The 23,306-nt window shown below is 56.8% G+C and carries 16 protein-coding genes; 4 read left to right on the plus strand and 12 right to left on the minus strand.

What is annotated here, in order from left to right; all coding sequences use genetic code 11:
• Positions 1-266: 266 nt before the first annotated feature.
• Both ACFOOP_RS00575 and ACFOOP_RS00580 read right to left on the minus strand, forming a co-directional pair.
• A complete protein-coding gene (locus ACFOOP_RS00575) occupies positions 267-1,217 on the minus strand; it encodes a metallophosphoesterase (RefSeq protein ID WP_379878666.1) in 951 nt (316 codons plus the stop codon).
• A gap of 45 nt (positions 1,218-1,262) precedes the next feature.
• Entirely contained in the window at positions 1,263-2,474 is a 1,212-nt protein-coding gene (locus ACFOOP_RS00580; RefSeq protein ID WP_379878668.1) for a dipeptidase, read from the minus strand.
• A 621-nt stretch (positions 2,475-3,095) separates the two neighbouring features.
• On the opposite strand from ACFOOP_RS00580, the gene ACFOOP_RS00585 reads away from it, so the two are divergent.
• The 3 genes from ACFOOP_RS00585 (at position 3,096) to ACFOOP_RS00595 (ending at position 6,589) form a co-directional block, all read left to right on the plus strand.
• The gene (locus tag ACFOOP_RS00585; protein WP_379878670.1) at positions 3,096-4,445 is read left to right on the plus strand and encodes a sulfatase-like hydrolase/transferase; all 1,350 of its coding nucleotides are present in this window, start codon (positions 3,096-3,098) and stop codon (positions 4,443-4,445) included.
• A gap of 107 nt (positions 4,446-4,552) precedes the next feature.
• Positions 4,553-5,911: an MFS transporter gene (locus tag ACFOOP_RS00590; RefSeq protein WP_379878672.1), complete on the plus strand. Its 1,359-nt coding sequence runs from the start codon at positions 4,553-4,555 to the stop codon at positions 5,909-5,911.
• Between the two features lie 3 nt (positions 5,912-5,914).
• A complete protein-coding gene (locus ACFOOP_RS00595; RefSeq protein WP_379878674.1) occupies positions 5,915-6,589 on the plus strand; it encodes a nitroreductase in 675 nt (224 codons plus the stop codon).
• Here the strand turns inward: ACFOOP_RS00595 and ACFOOP_RS00600 are convergent.
• From ACFOOP_RS00600 to ACFOOP_RS00630, 7 genes are read right to left on the minus strand one after another with little or no spacing between them, the layout of a single operon-like run.
• The gene (locus ACFOOP_RS00600; RefSeq protein ID WP_379878675.1) at positions 6,586-7,527 is read right to left on the minus strand and encodes an SDR family NAD(P)-dependent oxidoreductase; all 942 of its coding nucleotides are present in this window, start codon (positions 7,525-7,527) and stop codon (positions 6,586-6,588) included. The genes ACFOOP_RS00595 and ACFOOP_RS00600 overlap by 4 nt on opposite strands.
• Before the next feature lie 43 nt (positions 7,528-7,570).
• Positions 7,571-8,938: a spinster family MFS transporter gene (locus tag ACFOOP_RS00605; protein WP_379878677.1), complete on the minus strand. Its 1,368-nt coding sequence runs from the start codon at positions 8,936-8,938 to the stop codon at positions 7,571-7,573.
• Between the two features lie 6 nt (positions 8,939-8,944).
• Positions 8,945-10,273, minus strand: coding sequence for an MFS transporter (locus ACFOOP_RS00610; protein WP_379878679.1), 1,329 nt, complete (start codon positions 10,271-10,273; stop codon positions 8,945-8,947).
• 39 nt (positions 10,274-10,312) lie between these two features.
• Complete coding sequence (locus tag ACFOOP_RS00615) at positions 10,313-10,744, minus strand: aconitase X swivel domain-containing protein (protein WP_379878681.1); 432 nt, start codon at positions 10,742-10,744, stop codon at positions 10,313-10,315.
• Positions 10,741-12,030, minus strand: a complete 1,290-nt coding sequence (locus tag ACFOOP_RS00620) for an aconitase X (protein WP_379878683.1) — start codon at positions 12,028-12,030, stop codon at positions 10,741-10,743. Before ACFOOP_RS00620 ends, ACFOOP_RS00615 begins: the two co-directional genes overlap by 4 nt.
• Entirely contained in the window at positions 12,011-13,384 is a 1,374-nt protein-coding gene (locus ACFOOP_RS00625; protein ID WP_379878685.1) for an MFS transporter, read from the minus strand. The genes ACFOOP_RS00620 and ACFOOP_RS00625 overlap by 20 nt, the downstream gene beginning before the upstream one ends.
• Before the next feature lie 3 nt (positions 13,385-13,387).
• Entirely contained in the window at positions 13,388-14,686 is a 1,299-nt protein-coding gene (locus tag ACFOOP_RS00630) for an FAD-dependent oxidoreductase (protein ID WP_379878687.1), read from the minus strand.
• Positions 14,687-14,939: 253 nt separating this feature from the next.
• Between ACFOOP_RS00630 and ACFOOP_RS00635 the strand changes: the two genes are divergently transcribed.
• On the plus strand, positions 14,940-17,120 hold the full coding sequence (locus tag ACFOOP_RS00635) for a PQQ-dependent dehydrogenase, methanol/ethanol family (RefSeq protein WP_379878689.1): 2,181 nt from the start codon (positions 14,940-14,942) through the stop codon (positions 17,118-17,120).
• A gap of 118 nt (positions 17,121-17,238) precedes the next feature.
• Here ACFOOP_RS00635 and ACFOOP_RS00640 read toward each other — a convergent pair whose 3' ends face one another.
• From ACFOOP_RS00640 to ACFOOP_RS00650, 3 genes are all read right to left on the minus strand, one after another.
• Complete coding sequence (locus tag ACFOOP_RS00640) at positions 17,239-19,782, minus strand: TonB-dependent receptor (protein WP_379878690.1); 2,544 nt, start codon at positions 19,780-19,782, stop codon at positions 17,239-17,241.
• A 71-nt stretch (positions 19,783-19,853) separates the two neighbouring features.
• Positions 19,854-20,492: a beta/gamma crystallin-related protein gene (locus tag ACFOOP_RS00645; RefSeq protein WP_379878692.1), complete on the minus strand. Its 639-nt coding sequence runs from the start codon at positions 20,490-20,492 to the stop codon at positions 19,854-19,856.
• A gap of 675 nt (positions 20,493-21,167) precedes the next feature.
• Complete coding sequence (locus ACFOOP_RS00650; protein ID WP_379878694.1) at positions 21,168-23,279, minus strand: TonB-dependent receptor family protein; 2,112 nt, start codon at positions 23,277-23,279, stop codon at positions 21,168-21,170.
• Between the last annotated feature and the right edge of the window lie 27 nt (positions 23,280-23,306).

The raw sequence follows: 23,306 nt of genomic DNA on the forward strand, positions 1-23,306 counted from the left end.
GCGACATGATCCTTCATGATTGCCGAGGCGAAACCATGAGAATCGATATGATTCTTGATTTCCGCCAGCTGCGACATGTCGCGAGACTCTACGAACATTATCTTTCCTTTCCGATGGAGGGTTGAAAGCGAGATCGTTTCTTCCGCACTTACACATTAGAACGTGCGCAATGCAACACAGAAATCGATCATCTTTTTGTGTAACGGCTATATTCGCGATTATGAAAAATTTTACATGAAACAACGATCAAAGTTGTGTCGCGAGTCTTAAAATGAGTTTCCCGTTTCGATGCAGGACGGATAGTGAATTTTCAAAATATCCATGCGGGGCGGGACACGAAAGCGCATGGGCAAACCCACCATGCCTGTGCCTGAGGTTGTAAAAATTTGAACATCCCCAACGGCTCGCAAACCATAAGCCGCATCACCGCAGACGCCTGTTACCGCGCAAGTCAGAAACGGCAATTGAATCTGTCCGCCATGGGTGTGCCCACCGACAAGAAGGTCGGCCGTCATGTCGGTGCGGAGATCCTTAATCGTCGCCGGATTATGGGTGAGAACGACGCGCGGCGCGCTTTGCGGCGCTGTCAGAAGAGACAATTTTTGGCGATGATCCCATTGGTCGGAAAGCGCAACAAGTTCTAGCGTAAATTTGCTGTTGGAAAGCCGCAGCGCCTGATTATCGATCAAACGCACACCTGCTCGCGGCAAGGCTTCATTCAAAGCCGTACGAAAATCTGGTCCGGGGAGGCCAAGATCGTGATTGCCCAACACGGCGAACACAGGCGCGCGTATGGTTTCAAGGGCTGCAAAAGTTTCAGGATATTTCTCGGGATCGAGAAAATATATGAAATCGCCCGCAATCAGAACGAAATCAGCATTTGCAGCGTCGACGCGACGGGCTATTCGGTCAATGGGCATGGCGTTTCCGAATAGACCGTTGTGCGTATCGGAAAAGACCACGACCCGCACCGCGCCGGATGAGGCCCCACATGTTTCCAAAGCGATTTCGTGCTCGGCCGTCAGCAGAATGCGCGGCTCAACAAAGCGGGCGTAAGCAAGGCAGGATATGCAGAAAAGAAAAAGCGCGGCGCCGGCGCGAAAAGCGCCTTTTCTTTTCACTATCAGCCACACACAAACAGGCGCAACCGGGACATAAAGCCAGCTCGCATAAAAAATCGCGAGCTTCACATATTCAAAAACGCCGAGGCCGGTCATGGCGGCCTTCCTGCCTCACTTTTACGGCTGCAATAGGGCGGCTAGTTAAAGCCGGCGCTTCTTGCGCGCCTGCTCAACCTCTTCCCAGACTCTAAGCGCGTTGGCTCCAAGAATCTTTTCAATCGACGCTTCATCATAGCCGCGAGCGAGGAGACCGTCGATCAGCACCGGATAGGAAGATACGTCCTTCAGTCCCACAGGCAGGCTGTCGCCGACGCCGTCATAATCCGTGCCTAGGCCCACATGATCGATCCCCGCGATTTCAACGGCCCTGTCGATGTGGTTCACAACATCATCCAGTGTTGCGAAGGGATAGGGATGCGCATCAAGCCAGGCGGCGTTAAACGCCTGCGCCTCTTCACCGGACATGGCCCGGCCCAGTTTTTCTTCTTCAACCTTCTTCGCGGCGTCGCGCGGAGCGGAATAGGTGTTCGCGGCCTCGTTCAAGAAAGACGAGCCGTAATTAATCATCACGACGCCGCCATTTTCGGCGATCTTTTTAACAAGATCATCCGACAGATTGCGCTCCCAGTCCGGCGTGAAATGCCGCAGCGACGAATGCGAAGCGATGACCGGCGCGCGCGTGGTCGCAAGCGCATCTTCAATCGCAGCGTCGGAGAGATGGCTGACATCGACCATAATCCCAAAATCATTCATGGCGCGCACCAGCTCGAAGCCAAAGGGAGAAAGCCCATCCCACTTCTTGTTCTCATCATAGGATGAGTCAGAAATATGATTGGCCTTGGAATGGGCGAGCGTGATGTAACGAACGCCGCGATCATAAAAATGTTTCAGATTTGAAAGATCGCCTTCGATCGGGGACCCGTTCTCCATGCCGAGCGGCATGGCGATTTTACCTTCCGCAAAAATGCGCCGCACATCTTTCGGGCTGTACGCAATTTCATATTTGTCCGGATATTGGGCGGCGACGCCTTCCATGAGGCCGATAAGAATGTCTGCGCGCGCCCGGGCGCCGCCTTTTTCTTCATAATCCGCCGCGACATAAATCGACATGAAGGGGGCATCGAGCCCGCCTGCTTTCGCTCTAGCGTAATCGAAGTCGACCGTCTTTTCGCCGGCGGCTATATCCGCCCCCGCCTCAGCGATGGTCGACGGGGCGTCCACATGGCCGTCAATGATCACATATTTATGGGCGATCTCCACAGCGCGCGCTGAAGGCTCCGCCTGAGCGGCGATGGGGGCGACGGCGAGGATTGAGGCTGCGCCAGAAAAAAGACAGGCGGCGAGGGTTTTCATAGACAAGGCCTTTCAGATGAATCGGGCGTGACAATGCGGAGCAGCATCTTGGCCTGATTTGGCCCGGCGAGGCGCGCCAAATCAACCGCCACGCTGCGGGTGCGAAGGTATCTGTGGAAAACCATTGGGGAAATGTTGCCGGAGCGGCTGGTCAGTGACCGAATCCGCCCCGGCAGGGAGAGATGGCGCCGGGAAATAGCACTCTCGGGGGAGTGAGAAGCACAAAAACCCGAAAACCGGATCGCAAGATATGCGCGTTGCGCTGCAAAGAGTGTCATCCACACGACAAATTCACAAAGAGAGCCGGTGACAATTCGGTTAGGATGACCCGGCGGCGTCTTCCGCCATACGCCAATTTTGCGAATCATTCTCAACTAAGACGTTCACCCCCGCTTATAAGAGCGTCCGCGGCAAGGCGGCTCCTCCAGCACTCTCTCTGTGTACTGATTTTTTTCAATCATTTAGCGCATGCCGGCAGATCATGCGCGCGCTACGCCGAGCGACGTATGGCGTTTCTCTTTCTTCTCTTTGACCAAGAGTGATTTTTGATAATCTCGCAGCGGCGCTGACGAGAAAAGGAAATTTATGAAAAACCCGGGGCTTCTCCATCGGCGTAGTTTTATGGCGGCCGCAGCTGCCACCGCCCTACCGGGCGGCCAGGCCTTCGCAAAACCGAAAGGCCCGCCCAATTTTCTGTTCATCATGGCCGACGATCTTGGATGGGCCGATGTGGGTTGTTACGGTCGCGACGATATACCAACACCTAATATCGACAAGCTCGCACAACAAGGGATGCGATTCACCGACGCTTACGCAAATTCATCTGTGTGCTCCCCTACCCGGCTTGGTTTGATTACGGGGAGATATCAATATCGGTTGCCTCTCGGCGCTGAAGAACCTCTGGGAATTCATAGCGACAAACGGTTGCCAGATGAAACCAGCACTATGCCAGAGCTGCTTGCGGCAGCCAATTATCAAACCTCACTCGTCGGAAAGTGGCACCTCGGAACCGTCCCGGGCGCCGGTCCGCTTCAACATGGCTATCAATCTTTTTGGGGCATCCGTTCCGGCGGCGTCGATTATTTCCGCCACAGCTTCATTATGGGCGAGGAGGAAACGCCGGACCTCTGGGACGGAGAAACACCCATTGAAGAAAACGGGTATCTGACCGAGCTGCTCGGCCAACGGGCAAGCGAAGAAATTCTGCGCATGAGCGCAAACGAAGCGCCGTTTCTGTTGAGCCTGCATTTTACGGCGCCGCATTGGCCATGGGAAACAGCGGAAGATATTGAAGCCGCACGACTGGCGCGCAACAGCCTCGATTTCGAAGGCGGTTCCATGGCGATTTATCGCGGCATGGTGGAAAGCCTCGATCTGGCCATCGGCGGCGTTCTGAAAACCCTTAAAAAAGCTGGCCTGGACGACAATACTGTCGTGGTCTTCACCTCAGACAATGGCGGCGAACGCTTTTCAAAAACATGGCCGTTCAACGGCATGAAGGGCGAGCTGCTGGAAGGTGGAATTCGCACGCCCCTGATTGTGCGCTGGCCGGGACGTATCAAAAAAGCAAGTGTGACCGCGCAGACGGCGATGAGCATGGACTGGCTGCCAACCATGCTGGAGACCGCTGGCGTCGATTACGACCCATCCGATTTCGACGGTGTGAGTTTGTTGCCAGCGCTGATTGGCGGCAGTGTAAAAGACCGCAAGCTTTTCTGGCGCTATCAGGCTCATGATCAAAAGGCCCTTCGCGAAGGCCCGTGGAAATACCTTTCTATCGCCGGACATGACTACCTCTTCAATATCGACGACGATCCGATGGAACGCGCAAACAAGAAGACGATCGAGACGGAGCGGTTCGCACAAATGCAATCGGAATGGGAGGCATGGAATGAAACCATGCTGCCTTATCCGGAAGGCAACCCCAGCTGGAGCAATAAATTTGGCGGGTTTATGGCCGACCGTTACTGAAGCCGTCTGACCCCGAATTGACTGGCCTCGCCCTATCCGCCTGACTAAACTGAAAAGAAAAGGTGCAAGACTCACGCGCCGTAAAATATTATCAGGGAGCGGACTACATGACAGATACCGTCGAGCCCAGAAAAGACGACTGGCCTTCTCCGACGCGCGCCTATTGGGGGCTGACGGTGTTGACCCTCGCGCTCATGGTGGCGACGCTCGACCGCTCCATCATTTCCCTGCTGGTCGAGCCAATCAAAGCAGACCTCCATCTGACTGACACAAAGTTCTCTCTTCTTACAGGATTCGCCTTCGTCTTTTTCTATGCCTTTCTTGGTCTGCCCATCGCACGTCTTGCGGATGTCAAAAGCCGTCGTGTGATCATTGGAGTCGGCATCGTTTTCTGGAGCTTCGCCACCATGTTGTGCGGGCTCGCTCAGAATTTCTGGCATCTTTTCTGGGCGCGGGTCGGCGTCGGCGCCGGCGAATCGTCCTTCGCACCGGCGACCTATTCCATCATCACCGACAGTTTCCCGCCGGAAAAACTTCCGCGCGCATTCGCGATCAACTCTCTCGGCTTCATTGCCGGCGCGGGCGTTTCCAATCTCGCCGGCGGCGCGATTATCGCCGCCATCACGGCTATCGGGGTCATCAACCTGCCGCTCGTCGGCGATCTGAAACCATGGCAGATGGTGTTTATCCTGGTCGGACTGCCCGGCTTCGTTGTCGCGGCCATGATGGCGACGGTTCTGGAACCCAAACGCAAAGGCCAGCTCAAACAAAGCGACGGAAAGGCGAAAGCGCTTCCGATCAAGGAAATCTTCGCCTATCTCAGCCAGGAACGACGCACCTATGCGCCAATGTTTCTTTCCCTCGCCGTCAAAGTGCTCTTGAGTTACGGGGCCGTCTTGTGGCTGCCCGCCCTATTCATCCGCACCCATGGCTGGACAGCGCCGCAAATCGCCTATGTCGTTGGGATCACATCGCTCATCACATCGCCCTTGGGGTTGTGGCTCGGCAGTTATATCTCCGAACGCTGGGCGAAGGCCGGCATGAACGACGCCTATATGCGGCTTGTCCTCTACGCCTCCATTGGCCTGATGCCGTTCGCGATCGCCTATCCGCTCGTGGACAACGCATGGCTCGCCATCGTGCTTTATGGAATTAATACGTTTATCGCATCCATCGGCATCGCACCGGGCAACGCCGCGCTGCAGGTGGTGACGCCGGCGGAAATGCGCGGACAGGTGCGCGCGCTTTATCAGTTCGTGTTCAACGTTATTGGCTACGCCGCCGGCCCGCTGATTATTGCCCTCTTCACCGACTATCTTTTCGGCGCAGAAGACCAACTGCGTTATTCCATGGCCCTGCTTGCTTTCCTTCTGGCGCCTGCCGCCTGTGTCGTCACCTGGGTCGGCGTCAAACCCTATGGCGAAAGCTACGCCCGCGCCATGGCGCGTTATGCAAGCCAGGCCTGAATCATGTCGACCATCGCCCAGACACTGAAAGACCGCCGCTCCTATCGTGCCTTTTTGAAAACGCCTGTGGATCAGGCGCTGCTGGAAAGCATCCTCAAAACCGCCATGCTGTCGGCGTCGAATTCGAACATTCAGCCCTGGCATGTTTATCTTTTATCTGGCGCAAGGTTGCAAAAACTGAAAGATGCAACAAAGGCGCGCTCTACCGTGCCGCCGCAATTCGACGAGCATGTTTACAAAGTCTATCCTGATCCACTCGAAGAGCCTTATGAGAGCAGGCGGTTTCATTGCGGAGAACGGCAATATTCCGCCATGGGAATTGAGCGTGAAGATCAGGCCGGGCGTCTCAACTATGTCTACAACAATCACCAGTGTTTCGGTGCGCCGGCGGCAATGTTTCTTTACATCGACGACAAGGCGGGCCCGTCGCAATGGGCCGATCTCGGCATCTACCTGCAATCGGTGATGCTCATGCTGACGGAGGCCGGTCTCGGCTCTTGCGCCCAAATCAGCTGGAACGTCTTCCACACAACAGTTCGGGACGTGTTGAATGCGCCTGAAAACCTGACCCTCTATTGCGGACTGTCCATTGGTTACCCGGACATGCAGGCGCCGCAGAACGCGGTTGTCGCCGACCGGGCTCCCGTCGGCGAAGTGCTGACTGTTATGACGGACTAATCGTCAGATGTCTCAAGCGCCGGAACGTCACCCTGCGTATCATAAACCGGATTATACAGCAGCGTGCCGAAAAGTTTCACGACTTCAGCGCGTTGGGGATTTGGCGGATCCTGAGGAATAGCGCGAAGCAATGCATTGTTGCGCGCGACGATGCCGTCGCGAAACTCCGGATGGGACATGATAAAAAGATCGCCGCGCTCTACCCCGCGCAAAACCCGTTCGCCGACTTCCTCAGGGTCCATAAACACATTGGGATCGAAAGACGGCATCTGACGCGGCGGCGTTTTACCCTGCGCAACTGGCGGTGCATCATCACGCAAATGCTCTGGCCGCACCTCCTGCGTCGTCTGACCTAGGCTTGTCTTGACCGGCCCTGGAAAAAAGACAGACGCACCGATATTGGTTCCTTCCAGATCTGTCGCGAGCGACTCCGTCATCCCGGCGACTGCGTATTTCGCCGTGCAATAAAGCCCTGCGCCGCCGACAGCGGAAAAACCGCCGGTTGATGACGTTGTCACCACATGGCCTGCTTCTCCGTGTGCGATCATGCGCGGCAAAACAGTCACAAGGCCGTTTACAACGCCGCCTACATTGACGCTGAGATTAAAGTCCCAGTCCTTATAGGTGGCGTTCTGCATCGGCTTTCCGGCGACGCCGACGCCGGCGTTGAGCACAAGCAGATGAATATTCCCGTAGACTTGTTCCGCTTCGTCCGCTGCTTTGACCCAGTCATCCCTGTCTGTGACATCCAACTTGATGGCGTGCACCGGAAAGTTAGTGTCGCTGAATTCGGACATGGCGTCGTCAAGCGCGCTCTGACGAATATCAGCGATCACAACATTCATGCCATGCTTGGCGAATGCTTTCGCCATCCCAAGCCCCATGCCGCTGGCGCCGCCCGTAATGAATGCGGTTTTGCCACTCACGTCATTCAGCATATTGCCTCCTTACAACTTACCTCTGTCCGCGTTTGAGGCGGCTCTAGTCATCGCGCTCGCGCGCCGCAACAACCGCGCGGGCATATGGCTTTAAGGCTTTCCAGCTCAGGAAAAGACCAATCGGCCCGAGGGTCGCAGCGGCGACCGCCATGGAGCTTCCAAGCATTGCTTCATTTTTGAAAATATTATCCGTCATCAAGGCGACGATAAGCGGCCCGGCGCCGTAGCCCATCACATTAAAGACAGCGATATAGAGCGCAGACACCGTGCCGCGCATACGCCCCGGCGTGATCACCTGAATGGCGGCGTTCGCTGGTCCTGCACCTAGGGAACCCAGAAACAGCGTCGCGCCATATAGCGTGAACGCCATCCACGCCGTCGGCGCAAGCGGGTAGAGTATCGCCAGCGGCACAAGCAACAGCGACACCCATAACACGATGCGCATATTGGCGTCGTCATGACCTTTCGCAGCGAGCCATGTGGCCGCCTGGCCTCCGATCAACAGTCCTAGCGGCGCCACGACCAGAGCGATAGCGCCGAGAATGGGCCCCGGCTCGCCCGGGGCGTAACCAAAACTGCGCTCGAAAAACGCCGGCGACCAGACAGCGTTGCCGAAACTCAACATGGATTTAACGCCAGCGGCGACAAACATCGCGAAATAGGCTGGGCTCCATAGCTTCAAAAAGCCGAGCACTTTTGCAAATGACGGCGTGACGGCGCCGGTTCCCGCATCCTTGCGCGGCGGCTCAGGCACGGTCATCACCATGAGCAACGCCCAAAGCATCCCCGGCAGGCCAACAATGACGAAGGTCATCTGCCAGGGTTTCAAGGTTCCGACGATTGGAAAACTCTGCGGACCAAGCTCTGTAAGCCAGACAATCAGATAACCGCCAACCAGCAACGCCATGCCAGAACCCATGACCATCCCGATATTGATGATGGAGATCGGCCGCGCGAGTTTTTCTCGCGGAAACATATCCGCCGTCATGGAATAAGTGGCGGGTCCGTTGCAGCTTTCACCGACGCCGACACCCATACGCGCAATAGCAAGTTGCCAGAAATTCTGTGCAAGCCCGCAACACGCCGTCATCAACGACCAGAACGCAATCCCGGCGCCAATAATCCATTTGCGCGGACCGCGGTCCACCAGCCGGGAAATGGGAATGCCGACGCTGATATAGAAGAGAACAAACATGAAGCCGACAAGAATCGAAATCTGTGTGTCGGAAAGCTTGAGATCCGCCTTGATCGGCGTGATCAGCAAGGTCAGCAATTGCCGGTCAAGGAAGTTGAACATCAACGCGACAGTGAAGATGAAGATCGCCCACCATGCGCGAACGGGACTTACCGGCGGACTCTTTGGTGGATGGACCACTGAAGTGTTTGAAGGCGCAACAGAAGCATCGGTCATAAGCGACTATGCGCCTCCCTGTTTCATGGCGGCGTTGGCGCCTGTCATGGCTCCCACAGGCGTCTGCCTTTCGACCGGTGTCAAATCCTGCGTGAAGCGATATTTCCCAAGGAACCAATACAACAGGAAGGTAATCGCCATGAGGACAGACAGAATGACAAAGACCAGATCGTAATTGCCGTATTTATCGAAATACATGCCCACCAGCAGCGGCGAGACGCCCATGCAGAATGTTTGAAACGGGGTTTGAATGCCTATAAGTGACCCAAAAGACTTCAAGCCGAAGAAACGCAACTGGAACACTGTGCCCATGGGCCGTTTGGCGCCGCCGGAAAATCCGATGAAGATCGTTGCGAGCAGTAGGAACGAAAAACCCATGGTCCCTGCGCCCAGGAACAAATAGAACAACAGGCCAAGCGCCGTCATGGCGCTGAAAGGCGCCGCAACCTTGGCGGTTTCAAATTTGTCCATCAGAAATCCGCCGGCAATCGTCCCGACACCCATAGCGAACTGCGACAGCGTCGCCATCCAGACAGCTGTATCGATGCTGATGCCGCGCGACAGAATAAAGGGTATGAGATGCGGCTGCAGGCCCATCGCCGGCGCCATCGCAATGACGCTGGCGAGGAGAATGAACCAGAAGTCGCGCGTTTTCATCGCTTGCATCGGCGTCAGCCCCGGCGCTTCCCCTGCCTCCGCGCCCGGCGCCGCATCAGGAATTTTCGGCGCCTCCGGCTCTTTCAGCAACAGGAGAAGAATTGGGATGACAGATAGAATGATAATGCCAAGCCCAACAAACATGCCGCGCCAGCCATAGCCATCAATCAGAAACTGGATGAGCTTTGGCGCGAACATGCCCGCAATGCTCGACTCAACGCCGAAAATCGCCAGCGCCTTGCCGCGATGCTTGTTAAATAGCGCGCCAATAATTTTCCCGTAACCAATCGCGGTCGTGCCTGCAAAACCAAGCACCGCAAAACCGAAATAAAATTGCCAGAGCGAACCGTCCTGCTGGGACATCGCCATGGTTATCAAGCCGACTATGAACGTGCCGCAAATGATCATCATGCGCGCGCCGATCTTGTCCACCATCCGGCCCAGGAAAGGCGCTGAACACCCGCCAACAAGCATCATCGCCGTGAGACCGCCGGAAAATTGCGTGCGCGACCACCCAAATTCTTCGGTCATAGGCAGGGTCAAAAGCATGATCGCCATGAAAGGAAGGATCGAGGAGCCGAACAATGTGCCGACCAGAATCGCAAAGGCGATCTTCATCTTTCTAAATGAAAAATCGGATTCCTCTTGAGGCGCCGCCGTTTGTATATCCGCCGTCATGCCTTCCTCCCTGGCTTTCGATGCACCGTTTTCCGGCGTCTATCTCTTCCACACTTCCACAATGCCGTTGCCGCCATCGACGCGCACCCGGTCGCCGGTTTCGATGACGGAAAAAGGATCAATATCAAAATCAGTCACCGTTGGCGCATGAGTGACGACGGCGCCGAGCGCAACTTTCGCCGTCATGTCGACAAACAGCATCGCCGCAGGCGCCACACCCGCGAGCCGCGAGAAGTGAAAAATCGCCGACCAGCCGGAGGAGCCTTTGGCGCCCCGAAACAGAAGAACTTTCCCGGCAAAACTCTGTCCCACAAGTTCATGGCGGGTTTCGATGATCTCACCCTTCATGGGATTGACGCCGCCCCAGCCGGAAATCGTTTCGCGCGTGACGAGCGCTTCCGCCTCTGCAACGCCCGGCACAATGCCGCGTCCCCGGATGATAATGGGTTCAGCGAGTCGCGACGCGCTCATGAAAGCTCTCCTTGCCATTTGCCGGAGAGCGCGGCGTTGATGCAATCTTCCGTCGTGCCGAACCAGGCTTCAATGCCCATAAAGGCCGGCAGATAATGAGTTTGCTTTGCGCTATCCAGCGCTGCGACTTTCGTCCCTTTCGGAATGCTCTGGGCGATCGCTGAACAGGTGTCAGTCATCACAAGACCGCCCGCCTTTTTGATGACATCCACATACCCTTTGGCCTGAGCTTGCGTCTTCACATAGCGTGACGTGAAGATCCAAAGCGCGGTGCCGTCATTCAGTTTTTTTCCGTCGAGAAGGCGCGCCGCCGTCTCAAGCTGGTCAATGGCGGCATGGGGGCAACCCAGCATGACGTAATCAACATCCGTCGACTTCCCGCGAATATTGAGATTTTCATAGGTTTTTCTGCGTTCGTCAGCGCCGTAGCGAATACGGCTTTTGATCGTCTTGCCGCCGAACGCCTTTTCACGGACAGGCGCCTCCGGCGTGACACCCACCAGATGATACATCTCCACGCCGCCCGAAGACGCCGCGGCGGCGCCGAAGTGTTTCAGTTCAATCAGGCCAGCATTGGAAATCGCGCCGTCAATGACGGGAATTTCCTCCTGCACAATTTCACCAATATAATAACCGAGCATTCCCCATTCGAAAATGTCGTTCACCCGAACATCAACTTCGACAAGGTGATCGCCCAGGCGGAACTCGTCGCGGTGAAAGCCCCAGTCAGGAATGCGATGGGTGATCATGGCGGCGCTTGTCGACTCGCGCCCTTCCGTATTCGTGCGTGCGCCGAGAACGGAATTGCAATAGACAACGGCCGAGCTTTCCATCCACGCGCAATGCTCGCCGAATTTCGGCTCATTGCCGGCGAGATAGGGCGTGCAGGTTTTCAAATTTCGGATATTCAGGGCTGCAGTGTTTTTCTCATCGCTCTCGGCGTTCGCGAAGGCTTCCGGCGAATAGCCCTGCTCGCGCCAGAGTTCCGGGTCCATGCCGCCTTGCAAATGGCAGGCATTGCCGGTCATCACCGGAATATCGAAGACTTCGTTCGCATCCAGATCGAATTTGCAGAAGACGGCGCGGTAATCGCCGCCATCATTTTTATATTGATCTTTCAGCCATTGATGCGCCGACCCCGGCACGCCGGCGACGTTATTTGTCTCCACAAACCGCTCGGCGCCTAGCGCATTGGCGTAGCGGATCAGGAGGTCCATGGCTTTTTCGGCGGCTTTACCGCGCGCGCCGCCCGCCATTTCCTCTTCTTCAGACGTTAGCCGGAGCATCCGCGCCTCCTTTTACCTGTTCGCCTGCAGCGCCCACAATGGCGGCAATCCCGATGACGCAAAACGCCAGAATGACGGGGCCGATCATCATGAACAAGAAGACCTGAATCACTGGCAGGCCGCTCGACAGAAAGACCCCGCCGAGGATGGGACCGAGGACACCGCCAAGCTTCGCCACAGAAGACGCCCACCCGCCGCCATTGGCGCGGATCGCCGTCGGGTAATAGATGCTGGTGATACTCAATATGCCGTAATGGCCGCCGGAAATCAGCGCCACGACCAGCACGTTAAGGAAAAGAAACAGCGGCGTCGGCAAGGGGGCAACACCCATGACCAAAAGGACCGGCAGGCTGGCGGTCGGGAACGCCGCAATCGCGCGCGGCCCCAAACGATCCGTGAAGCGCATCAGCGACATGCCTGCAGCCGCGCCGGCAAGCGCCGCGGCGGACTGGATCCAGGCGGCGGTTTTTCGCGGCACGTCGAGATTTTCAAGAATGATCGGCCCCCAGCTCGCATGAAGAAACACGGTGAGCGTCGACATGGCGAAACCGAGCCAGATCAGCGGCGTGATAAAAGCGAGTCGTCCTTCGAAGAGCTGTGTCAGACGGAAGGACTTCTTGACCTCCGGCTCATCCGTGAGCACGAATTCTGACGCAGCACTTATCTTGGCGGAAGGCTCAAGCTTGTTGAGGATAGATGCAATCTGTTCATTGCCGCGTTTTTTGGCGACAAGAAAACGAATGGATTCAGGAAGATTAAAAAAGAGCCCGGCCGCGCAAGCGAGAGTCGTCGCGCCGGCAAAGAAATAGACGCCCTGCCAGCCAAAACCCGGCGCTATCCAATTGGTGATTGGTCCCGCCATCGTGGTGCCGACGGAATAACCAACCATAATCAGCGTTACGACCGTCGCGCGCAGGCGTTTCGGCGCATATTCGATGTTCAACGCCCAGGCGAGCGGCAGCATGCCGCCTAACGCAAGCCCGTCAAGAAATCGAAGCGCGATAAGCTGTTCGTAGTTTTGTGCAAAACCGGTTGCAAAGGTCAGGATGCCGAAGGCGATTGCGGCAGCGACTATGGAAATACGCCGCCCCAGCAAATCGCCGAGATAGGCGAACCCGAAAGCGCCAAGCATGGTGCCGAGGAGCCCCGCGCTGAACACATTGCCGAGCGCCGTACGGTCGAGCGCCATCCCTTCCGCGATATAGGGCGCTGTGTAGGCGATCATCATCATGTCGAGGCCGTCGCAGAATGTGATGAGCCACGACAGAATGATGAGACGAATGTTGAAAGACGTCAGTTTGCGGCCATCCATGAAAGCCGAGACGTCAAAAATTTGAGGCGACCCTGGCTGCATCGTCTAGTCTTCAAGATTATGACGAATGCGTTGTTTAAGCGCGCTCATATCAATCTGATGCACGCTGCCCGAACCGGCGAGATCAAGCGCATGCGCCGCTGCAGCGCCCATGGCGATGCACGGGCCCATGACGCGCACCGAAGAAAGCGCTGCGGAATCCGCATCGATGCAACGACCTACCGCACATAGATTATCCGCGCCGGCGACGGTGATCGACCCCAGCGGCACCGTGTGAACGTGGTCTTCGTCAAACACTTCCCAGACATAACCTTCGCGGTTGTGATGTTGTTCCAGCGGCCATGAACACCGCGCAATGGCGTCATCGAATTTTTTCCCGGCGCGCACTTCGTCGATGGTCAGGTGGTGCGTGCCGACAATCCAACGCGTCTGGCGAATACCCGGTAGCCCATAGGCGCGGATTTTCGCTTTGCTGAAGGCTTCGGGAAACTCGTTGCGCAAGAACACCAGTGTCCGGTCAGCCTGATCCTTGCCGTCAATCTGTTTTTCCGCCGCTTCAAATGGATCAAGCGGCGTTTCGATATGCGTCATGTTTACAATGGCGACGTCGCGGCCCGGATACCGCAACGCAAAACCGTCGCGGCGCATCATGCCGTAATCGCCGCCCTTGTCGCGAATGCTCGCCGCCATTTCTTCCCAGCCGGGACGTTTATCGTCGTCGAAGTTTTCGATAACCAGCATTTGCGAGCCATAGACCTGGCCGTTCTTGTGCACGCGACAATCGAATCCAGACTCCCATGTGATCGCCGCATCGCCGGTTGCATCGATAAAAGCATCTGCCTTGACGCGCACATCGCCATGGCGTGTCGAAGCGTCAATGGATGTAACGCGCCGTCCGTCGCGATTGACCTTGCGTATGATTGCGCCGCTTAGCGGCGTGACGCCTGCTTCGAGAATCTTTCTTTCAACCCAGCGCCCCAGCGCCACCTCATCATACATGGCGACTTTCATGACTCCGCCGCCGACAACCGTGAGATCTCCAGAGGCGCCAAGCTCCTCCAACAATTCATCGGCGACGCCATGAGTAAGCTGGCGGCCATTGTCTCCAGGGGAGTAGAGACCACAGAACATGCCGATGATGGAATTCACGGCCTGCCCGCCGAGAGACGGCAACCCGTCTATGAGGATCACATCGCGCCCGGCGCGCGCAGCCTCTATCGCCGCTGACATGCCTGAGGCGCCGGACCCGACGACGCAGATATCGCAGCCGCGTTCAATAATATCCGGGCGCGACGATCGCGAGACTACCTTTGTTTCCGGATCGAAAGGGCGGTCAAGCGCCATAAAGAGTTCCTATCCCTTCAACGTGCAACCCAAGACATAAAGCGCGGTTCACTTAAAAACATATCGCCTGCCGGTATTGCGATGCAGCAAGCAACCGCGTTCCGGACTTATTCAAGCATATTTCACGCCTTCCCAGCCGTCGCACCAAGAACGAATTCGTTCCTTTCGGTGAACGCAGGGCGGCGCGCGTTCAGATTGAAAGCCCGGCGCGCAACAGGGTAGCCTTTCCTCTCAATTCGAAGAGGCGGCAGACATGGGGCGCACCAGAACAATTTTCTTCATCTTGTCCGTCGCCAGTTTGGCCGCTTGCGGAGGCAGCCCGGAACAATCTGCGCCGGCCTCAACAGAAACCGCGGTCGCCGGGCGCGCAAAAACCGATCCGCCGCCCTTCGCCGCCGTCGATGCGGATCGCCTCGCCAATGCGGCTGACGATCTCGACAACTGGCTTTCCTATGGCCGCAGCTATGCGGAACAGCGTTATTCGCCGCTCGATCAGATCAATGACGACAACATCGATGCACTGGGGCTTGCGTGGGCGATTGAGCTCGACACTAATCGCGGTCAGGAAGCGACGCCGATTATTGTCGACGGCGTCATGTATATCTCCACCGCATGGTCAAAAGTAATGGCGCTGGATGCCGCGACGGGGAAGGTTCTGTGGAGGTTCGATCCGGAGAATATCGGCGCCAAGGCGGCGCATGCCTGCTGCGATGTCGTTAATCGCGGCGTCGCGGTCTGGAACGGCAAAGTCTATGTGGGGACGATTGACGGCCGCCTGATCGCTCTTGACGCCGCAACCGGCGCGAAGGTCTGGGAAAAGATCACGGTCGATCAGGAAAAGCCTTACACCATTACGATGGCGCCGCGCGCCGTCAAAGGAAAGATCATCATCGGCAATTCCGGCGCCGAGCTTGGCGTCAGGGGTTATGTCTCTGCCTATGATGCGGAGACCGGCGCGCTTGTCTGGCGGTTCTACACTGTGCCCGGCAATCCGGCGGATGGTCCGGACGGGGCAGCTTCCGACGAGGCCCTGGCCGAGCTCGCTCTGCCAACCTGGCATGGGGAATGGTGGACGCTGGGCGGCGGCGGCACGGTCTGGGACTCTGTCGTTTACGACGAGGAGTTCGATCAACTGCTTGTGGGGGTCGGCAACGGCGCGCCCTGGAATCACGAATATCGTTCGGACGGCAAGGGCGACAATCTTTTCCTCTCGTCGATCCTTGCGCTCAACCCCGATACCGGCGCCTACAAATGGCATTATCAGGCGAACCCGGGCGAGACATGGGACTACACCAATACGCAACAGATCACCCTCGCCGAGCTCGAGATCGAGATCGATGGCGTAACAAGAAAAGTATTGATGCAGGCGCCGAAGAACGGCTTTTTCTATGTCATCGACCGCAAAGACGGAAAGCTGATTTCAGCCGAGCCCTATGTCTACCAGAACTGGGCGGAACGCATTGATCTTGAAACCGGGCGGCCCATTGAAACGGCGAACGCCCGTTATCTTGATGGCCCGCAAATGGTGCTGCCCGGCGGCATCGGCGGTCACGCCTGGCACCCGATGAGCTATAATCCTAAAACCGGTCTGGTTTACATTCCCGCCATGACGGTGCCGCTCGTCTATGAACATAATGATGACTATGAAATTCATCCCGGGCGATGGAACACTGGCGTTTCTTTTACTGATCCGCCGGCCTCGGACGAGCTGAAAGGCACGCGGGAAGAACGCCGCGCCCAAATGCAGGCCATGCAGAAAGGCTATCTCGTCGCCTGGGATCCCGTAAACCAAGAACCGCGCTGGACCATAGAACGGGATTGGCCATGGAACGGCGGCACGCTGAGCACCGGCGGCAATCTGGTTTTCGAAGGGCTTCCCAATGGCGAGTTCGAAGCGCGCAGCGCCGATAATGGCGAGGCGTTATGGTCGTTTCAGAGCCATCGCGGCATCATGGCGGGCCCAGCGACCTATCGCGTCAATGGCGAACAATATGTAGCGGTTCTTGGCGGCTATGGCGGCTCCATGGGCATGGCCACGCCCGACGACCGCAACAAATTCATACCGCCAAACGGGATCGTCATGGCCTTCAAACTGAATGGCCAGGCGTCACTGCCAGCTTATGAACCTATTGCGCGCCCCGCCCCCGCCCCGACCGGCGAAGCCTTTACACAAGCGCAGCTTGAAACGGGGCGGGACAAATATTTCACCTATTGCACGATTTGTCATAACGGCCCGACCAACCCCGAGCTTAACCGCACACCTTATATGCAAAACGCGGATGCCTGGCGGTCGATCGTCATTGACGGCGCGCTTGAAGACAACGGCATGGCGAGCTTTCGCGACTATCTCAACAATGACGACGCAGAGGCTATACGCGCTTATGTAAACACGCTAGCGCGCGACCTCGCGGAAAAGGAAACGGCCGCCCAATAAAAGCTGTTTAGCGCTTACTTTTTCTTGTGACAGGATCGCCTTGTTCTGAGCGCCGCCCAAAAGAAAACCGCCGCCCCGGGAGGGACGGCGGTGATCTTCGCAATTAAATTGCGTCGCCTTAGAAGCTCTTCTTGACCTGGATGTACCACTCACGCGGAGCCGCAGGCTGGCCTTCCGTCCCCGGCTGACCGAAGGCGGTCAGGTCGAAGATATTGTGATAGTACTCTTTATCAAAAAGGTTCGTGGCGCCGACTGCGACCTGGAAGTCGCCATCGTCATTCACATAAGTGACCCGGCCATTAAAGACAGACTGGGATGGAATGAATGCGATAGCCGTCGTTGAGTTGAAGGCAATCGAAGACTGGTAGAACCAGTCGACGCGTGGCGTAATAGAGCCGCCAAGCGCCGGCGCCGGGATCTCATAGGCGACGCCCGCAGACGCCGTCCACTCCGGAACGAAAATCGGGTCTTCGTTGACAATGGCCGGGTTATTCTCAAGCTCAGGCGCGTTGAACTGGGTCCAGCCGCCTGATGCGTTGATGAACAAGCCTTCCACCGGACGCCAGTCAAGCTCGGCCTCGATGCCTTTCACTTTGCCTGGCGTGTTGATGTAGTTGGTTTTTGGAATACAGGTCACGCCAACAGCCGCAACTGTGCCGCTGACCGAGCCTTCATTGCCAACATCGACACAGGTCGAGGTGGTCGCGCCCGTGATGATATAGCTTTGACCGCCCGGGACGACACAGTCGCCGGTGGTGCCGCTATCGATACACTCGGCGCCGCCCGCCGGCGTGATGCGCTGCTTATAGTCGGTGTAGAAACCGGCCAAGTTGACGCGCATCGTATTCTCAAAAAGGTCGCCCTTGAAGCCGAGTTCGTAAGAAACCGCCTCTTCAGGATCGACCGCAACAAGCTGAGACGCCTGGAACGGACGCGGGTTAAAGGCGCCTGGACGATAACCGGAAGCCGCTGACCCGTATACGGTGACCACGTCCGTCACCTGGAAATCAAGGCCGGCGCGCCAGTCGATATTGTCGCTGGCGACAACAACCTGCGTATCAATCGTCGAACCGTTATTAAAGTCGACGATTTTCTCGTCATCCGAGTAACGGGCGCCGAGGGTTACGCCAAGGCGTGGACCAAAGGGACGGAAAACACCTTGAGCAAAGACCGCCTTCGCGGTTGAATCGAAATCAATGACGGCGTTTTGCTGAAGATTGATGAACGGAATCGACACGTTCGATGTTGTCTGACCTGTCGACGAATAGAAGAAGCCGCCGAGGGTTAGGTCCATGAACTCGCTGTTGTAGTTAAAGCGTGGTTCTACCGTCCACTGTTCGTGGTCGATCTCCGACTTCACGGTCTGAATGCCGAGCGGCGAACCATCCGTATCGTTGATGCCCGTGGTGAACACATCGCGATACCCGGCGTTAAGCGTGAAGCTCAGATTTTCTGTAAGTTCAACATTTACCTTTGCCGCAAACCCGAAATTCTCGATCACCGCCTCGCGAGGCAACTGGGCGCCGCCGCGATTACCGCTCCCATTATAGTAGGTGCAATCGACCATCGGGTCGGTCGCGCAGCCAGCCGGATACTCACTGCCTGCTGGAATCGGGTCCGCATAAGTCGCGTATGTGGTGTAGAGGCTATCCGTGAGGAAGCGCTCATCATAGCGGATACCCCAAAGCGGTTCATAGACCAGATCCGACAAAGCTTCCGTCGAGGCAATCGGATTGATCTGAACCTGCTTGTCAGCCACCGGCTCGGACTGGTCGTTGGTGTAGTCAGCCGTAAAGGTGATATCCCAACCAGCGCCTTCATATTTCAGGGCGCCGCGAAGCGCCTGAACATCCTGACCGCCATAAGTGTCGAGAACACAGTCATCACCAGAAGTCGGTCCGGCAGAAGGATTGGCGAATCCGCCTGATGGATCAAGCGACGGGAAGTCGCCCGCAAGCGCCGGGGTGCCGTTCTGGAACATGGCGCAACGGAAATCGAGAAGGTCCTGATAACCCTTGCGGCTCTTCGAAACGCCTGAAACACGCAGGAAGAGATTATCCGATAGGGGATAGTTGAAACCAGCCCGGATGTCGGTGCGGTTAAAGGCGCCATAGGTGGCGTCAATATAGGCTTCCGGTTCCGGCCCAGGCTCTTTGGCGATGATGTTTACAGCGCCGCCAATGGCGTTCCGGCCAAAGGTGGTGCCTTGCGGACCGCGCAGCACTTCGACGCGCTCAATGTCGAGAAGGTCGAACACCGAACCGGCCAGCAACGCATAATACTGATCGTCGACATAAAAGGCGACGCCCGGTTCGAAGGCGAGGTTGAAATCATACTGACCGATGCCTCGAATGTAGGCCGTCACGGCGCGGCCATAAGCAACCTGGGCTTGCTCGAAGCTGGCGTTCGGCACAAGCCGGCCGACATCTTCGATGCTGTCCATGGCGCGCGCTTCAAAAGCCGCCGCGGTCACCGCCGTAATGGCGAGCGGCGTATCCTGAAGATTGGTTTCGCTGCGGGTCGCCGTAACCGTGATCTGGTCAAGACCTCCGCGATCTTCGTCCTGTGCAAAGGCTGGCGCAGTCATCGCCAGCGCCCCGACAGACGCACTGAGCAGTACGGAAGCCCGCCGGCTTAAAGTTGTTGGGAGTTTCGCTTTCATATTTCCCTTCCCTTCGTTGAGATTAGTTGGTTAACGTCTTTGTTGTTATTATATCCTTTACAAACCCTTACCTAAGGGTTGCCAAGGGGCTCTGCGCACAGGAGGTCGCCGACCACGCGGCGGCCCTCACTGACCACAAAATCTGCAAACTCGACTTCATCGAACCCGGCCTCCTGGCAGAATTCCCGAACCGCGTCCTTGTCACCCGCCTCTATGGTTTCGCCATCGAACATCGGGGTCTTGAAAAAATGCGCGCTGTGGCCGCGCAACACCGCTTCAGCGCTGGCGACCGGGCGAACTGTCGCGCCGGCGACAGCCTCCGCCACTGCGGCAGGCGCGCTAATTATCTCGGGTTGTTGTGGAGCTTGCGCAGCCACCGCCTCAGGAGCAGCCTCCCCGAGTGGGCGTAGCGAGCGGATGCGGGCGAAAAAACCGAACTCTTTTTTCAGGCTGACAATCTCATCACCGGCGCCAACGTCCATACATGCGCCCTTGAAATCATTTCGGGTGCAAATCTCCCAGCGTCCTGACTTCACGGAGCTGCTGTGAAATGGGAAGCGCACATCAATATCGGCCACGGGCCCCTTGAAAGTGACCTGTTTCCCGGACATCCCGACTTTTTCGTACATGACGAGCACTGGCGGCTCCGAACTCTCACTGGCGCCGGCGGCGGAGCTTAGAAAACCCGCAGCGATGGCGCTTACATACAACGCCCAAGCGCATCTCTTTAGACAGCGCATAACAAATCCCCCCGGACTGTGCGCGCATCATGACTTGCTTTCATGAGGCCTTCAATATTGTCGCAGCCGTGGGAGAATTTGCGATTAATCCGCATATGGACGGTTTTTTGTCGCCGCCGAAAAAACCTTTTACGCAAGATTTTTTGCGCTGTAGCGCCGCTACAACAGCGATTACGCAAATGCAAAAACAAATACCGCAACGCAACAAAACGGCGCTACCAGAATCAAGCCATTGATAAGGCTTGAAATTGAGTTCGCACTACCCCTTTAAGGAGGACGTCACGTTCGCAAACCGGTGGAAGCACCACAAGAGAAGTCACTTGCGATGTTTCAATATTGCTGCATGCCCGGTCGCAAGCGAGAAAACTGATAGCGAATTTTTGAGCAAAAAATTTCGCAAGACGTTGAAAGTCATTTCTCGGTATGTCGGATGTCCGACCGGCCAGACCGGGTTTTTCCGCCTCTAACACCCCGGCAATAAAACATTTTTCGCAAATTTACTTGTCACGATGAGGAAAAACCAAGATGGGAAATTTCTGCTCAAGCCGGCAGGGCTTCGGTACTGAAACCGTTAACGCCTAGAAAGGCTCCTGCGATGGAGTGAAGGCGGCGCCCTTAATGAATGGGCGAGCGCCTCGTCCTGCTCTAGAAGCGGTAGCGGAGCCCCGCATAAATCGAGGCGCCTGCGCCGGGTGAAAAGATGCGGCCCTGCTGAATGCTTTGCTCCAGAACAGGCGTCAGGCCGGCGGCGAAGTTCACGTCGGTGAGATTTTCACCCGACGCATAAAGCTCCATATTGTCGCTCATCCGCAATCCAGCGCTGAACCCAACCACCGTATAGGTGGGCGCCGAAACCTCATTTTCGTGATCGGCGAAGTAATCGCCTCCAGCCATCTGCACATTCACCGCCGCAAACCAGCGATCCGTCGCCTCATACCGCAGCTCGCCGCGATAGACATGGGTCGGCACGCCCGCAAGCTTGTTGCCGTCGACGCCGAGAAAGCTTGAATCCACAAAGCTGAAATCATTGAGATTATAGACATTGCGCAGCGTCAGCGCATGCCCGCTCTGCGCAAAACGCCCCGGAAAGAGACTAATATCGACGCCCGCTTCGACGCCGCGATGCGTCGTCTTGGCGACATTGGCGTAAAGCCCGCCAAAGCCGTTTTGTTCCGGCTCGTCGATATTGATGATCTCATTTTCAATATCCGTGTTGAAATAGGCGATGTCCCAGCCGATCCAGTCATTGACCCGGCCGCGCAAGCCCGCCTCATAGGAAAACGTATCCTGCTCCCCCAGGCCGTTAAGATCTTCGGGATCATCGGAGGTAAGCTCGCCCATGCTCGGCGGCTCATAAGACCGTACGGCGCTTGCGAAGACCTGAAGCGCCTTGGTCAGGTGATAGGTGACGCCGCCTTTCGCCGTCACTCCAGTAAAAGTGCGCTGATCGCTGACCTCGTCGGCGCCATCCGCCGTCAAAAGCCGTTTGGTTCTCGTAAACTTCGCACCGACACTGACCGCCAGCTTGCGCAACGGGTTCGCCGCCGCCTCCACGAAACCGGCGAGGCGCTTCGATGTCAGGTCTGTTTCAAACAACAGATCGCCCGGAGCGCCCTCAATATTTTCAAACCGGTTTGAGGATTTCGAGCCCGTCGCGTAGTCACCGCCGATACGGATCATGGTTTCTACGCCGAACAGGGCGAAAGCCCGCTCCGCCGACAGGCGCGCCCCCCATTCCGAGCCCTTTTCCTCAAGGACGCCAAGATAGTCGATCTGCGCATTATCAATATCGCGGCGCGCATAGTGAAGACCGGCATCAAAGTCGACGCCCAAAAGCCGGAACGCGGTCGCATTGGCGACCCGTGCGGAAAGAACGGTCCGGCCATGCTCATCAACATCCGCTCCGTCGGCGAGATAGACGATTGGACCGCCCGGGAAAAGCGGTCCGAGCGTCACGTCCTCAAGCGCCTGAACCGGGTCATCTGCCGCATCTTCCGGCGTCAGCATCCCCGGGAACTCAACATCGCTGCGCAGCGCTTCAAAGAAAAACCGCGTTGTCGCCTGGGGCCCCAATTGCACCCCAAGATTGGCGTTGAAATGACCGTAAATGCGCTGGCTGTGATCGCGATAGCCGGTCTCATAACGGCCTGTCACGCCCATGTAATAATCGAGGTTTCCATTCGCCGCGGCGACTGATGCATGTCCCTGGCCGCCTGGACTCAGCTCGATGGAGGACCCGCCGTCCAATCGCAGACTCCGGCCCGGCGCCGTGAGTCCCGTCGGCGAGGTGAAGTTGATGACGCCGCCAAGATTATCGCCGCCATACATGAGATCGCCGCCTCCGCCGCGATACACATCAATATTTGCTACCGAAAGGAGATCAACCTCCACCATATTGGTGTCGCCATGCACATCGGTGATGGGCGACCCGTCACGCAAAACGACGACATTGGAACGGTGCTGGCTGTTGCCCACGGCGAAGCCACGGATAACGATGCGTGGTTCGTTGAGATCAAGCGCATTGACCCATACGCCCGGTGCAAAGAAAAATGCGTCGCCTGCATCGTTGGCGTAATTGTCGGCATAGTCGCTCGCGTCAATAGCGGTCGCCGCTGATGGGCGGCGCCATTGCGCCAGCTCCTCAAGCGGCCGGTCGCGCAGTAGTCCCGGGACCGGCGTTACGGTTTCAACTTCCGCCGCGATGGCGCTGAAGGAAAGGCTGAGACACGCCGCCCCCAGCATAAGCGCATTTTTCATGACCATGGATCGCCCCTTGAAATGGCT

Origin of the sequence: Hyphococcus aureus (genome assembly GCF_042643165.1) — a bacterium.
Taxonomy (GTDB): domain Bacteria; phylum Pseudomonadota; class Alphaproteobacteria; order Caulobacterales; family Parvularculaceae; genus Hyphococcus; species Hyphococcus aureus.

Excerpts from the sequence above, each read along its gene's own strand:
- ACFOOP_RS00575 (WP_379878666.1), bottom strand. The coding sequence starts at position 1,217 with ATGACCGGCCTCGGCGTTTTTGAATATGTGAAGCTCGCGATTTTTTAT.
- ACFOOP_RS00580 (WP_379878668.1), bottom strand. The coding sequence starts at position 2,474 with ATGAAAACCCTCGCCGCCTGTCTTTTTTCTGGCGCAGCCTCAATCCTC.
- ACFOOP_RS00585 (WP_379878670.1), top strand. The coding sequence starts at position 3,096 with ATGGCGGCCGCAGCTGCCACCGCCCTACCGGGCGGCCAGGCCTTCGCA.
- ACFOOP_RS00590 (WP_379878672.1), top strand. The coding sequence starts at position 4,553 with ATGACAGATACCGTCGAGCCCAGAAAAGACGACTGGCCTTCTCCGACG.
- ACFOOP_RS00595 (WP_379878674.1), top strand. The coding sequence starts at position 5,915 with ATGTCGACCATCGCCCAGACACTGAAAGACCGCCGCTCCTATCGTGCC.
- ACFOOP_RS00600 (WP_379878675.1), bottom strand. The coding sequence starts at position 7,527 with ATGCTGAATGACGTGAGTGGCAAAACCGCATTCATTACGGGCGGCGCC.
- ACFOOP_RS00605 (WP_379878677.1), bottom strand. The coding sequence starts at position 8,938 with ATGACCGATGCTTCTGTTGCGCCTTCAAACACTTCAGTGGTCCATCCA.
- ACFOOP_RS00610 (WP_379878679.1), bottom strand. The coding sequence starts at position 10,273 with ATGACGGCGGATATACAAACGGCGGCGCCTCAAGAGGAATCCGATTTT.
- ACFOOP_RS00615 (WP_379878681.1), bottom strand. The coding sequence starts at position 10,744 with ATGAGCGCGTCGCGACTCGCTGAACCCATTATCATCCGGGGACGCGGC.
- ACFOOP_RS00620 (WP_379878683.1), bottom strand. The coding sequence starts at position 12,030 with ATGCTCCGGCTAACGTCTGAAGAAGAGGAAATGGCGGGCGGCGCGCGC.
- ACFOOP_RS00625 (WP_379878685.1), bottom strand. The coding sequence starts at position 13,384 with ATGCAGCCAGGGTCGCCTCAAATTTTTGACGTCTCGGCTTTCATGGAT.
- ACFOOP_RS00630 (WP_379878687.1), bottom strand. The coding sequence starts at position 14,686 with ATGGCGCTTGACCGCCCTTTCGATCCGGAAACAAAGGTAGTCTCGCGA.
- ACFOOP_RS00635 (WP_379878689.1), top strand. The coding sequence starts at position 14,940 with ATGGGGCGCACCAGAACAATTTTCTTCATCTTGTCCGTCGCCAGTTTG.
- ACFOOP_RS00640 (WP_379878690.1), bottom strand. The coding sequence starts at position 19,782 with ATGAAAGCGAAACTCCCAACAACTTTAAGCCGGCGGGCTTCCGTACTG.
- ACFOOP_RS00650 (WP_379878694.1), bottom strand. The coding sequence starts at position 23,279 with ATGAAAAATGCGCTTATGCTGGGGGCGGCGTGTCTCAGCCTTTCCTTC.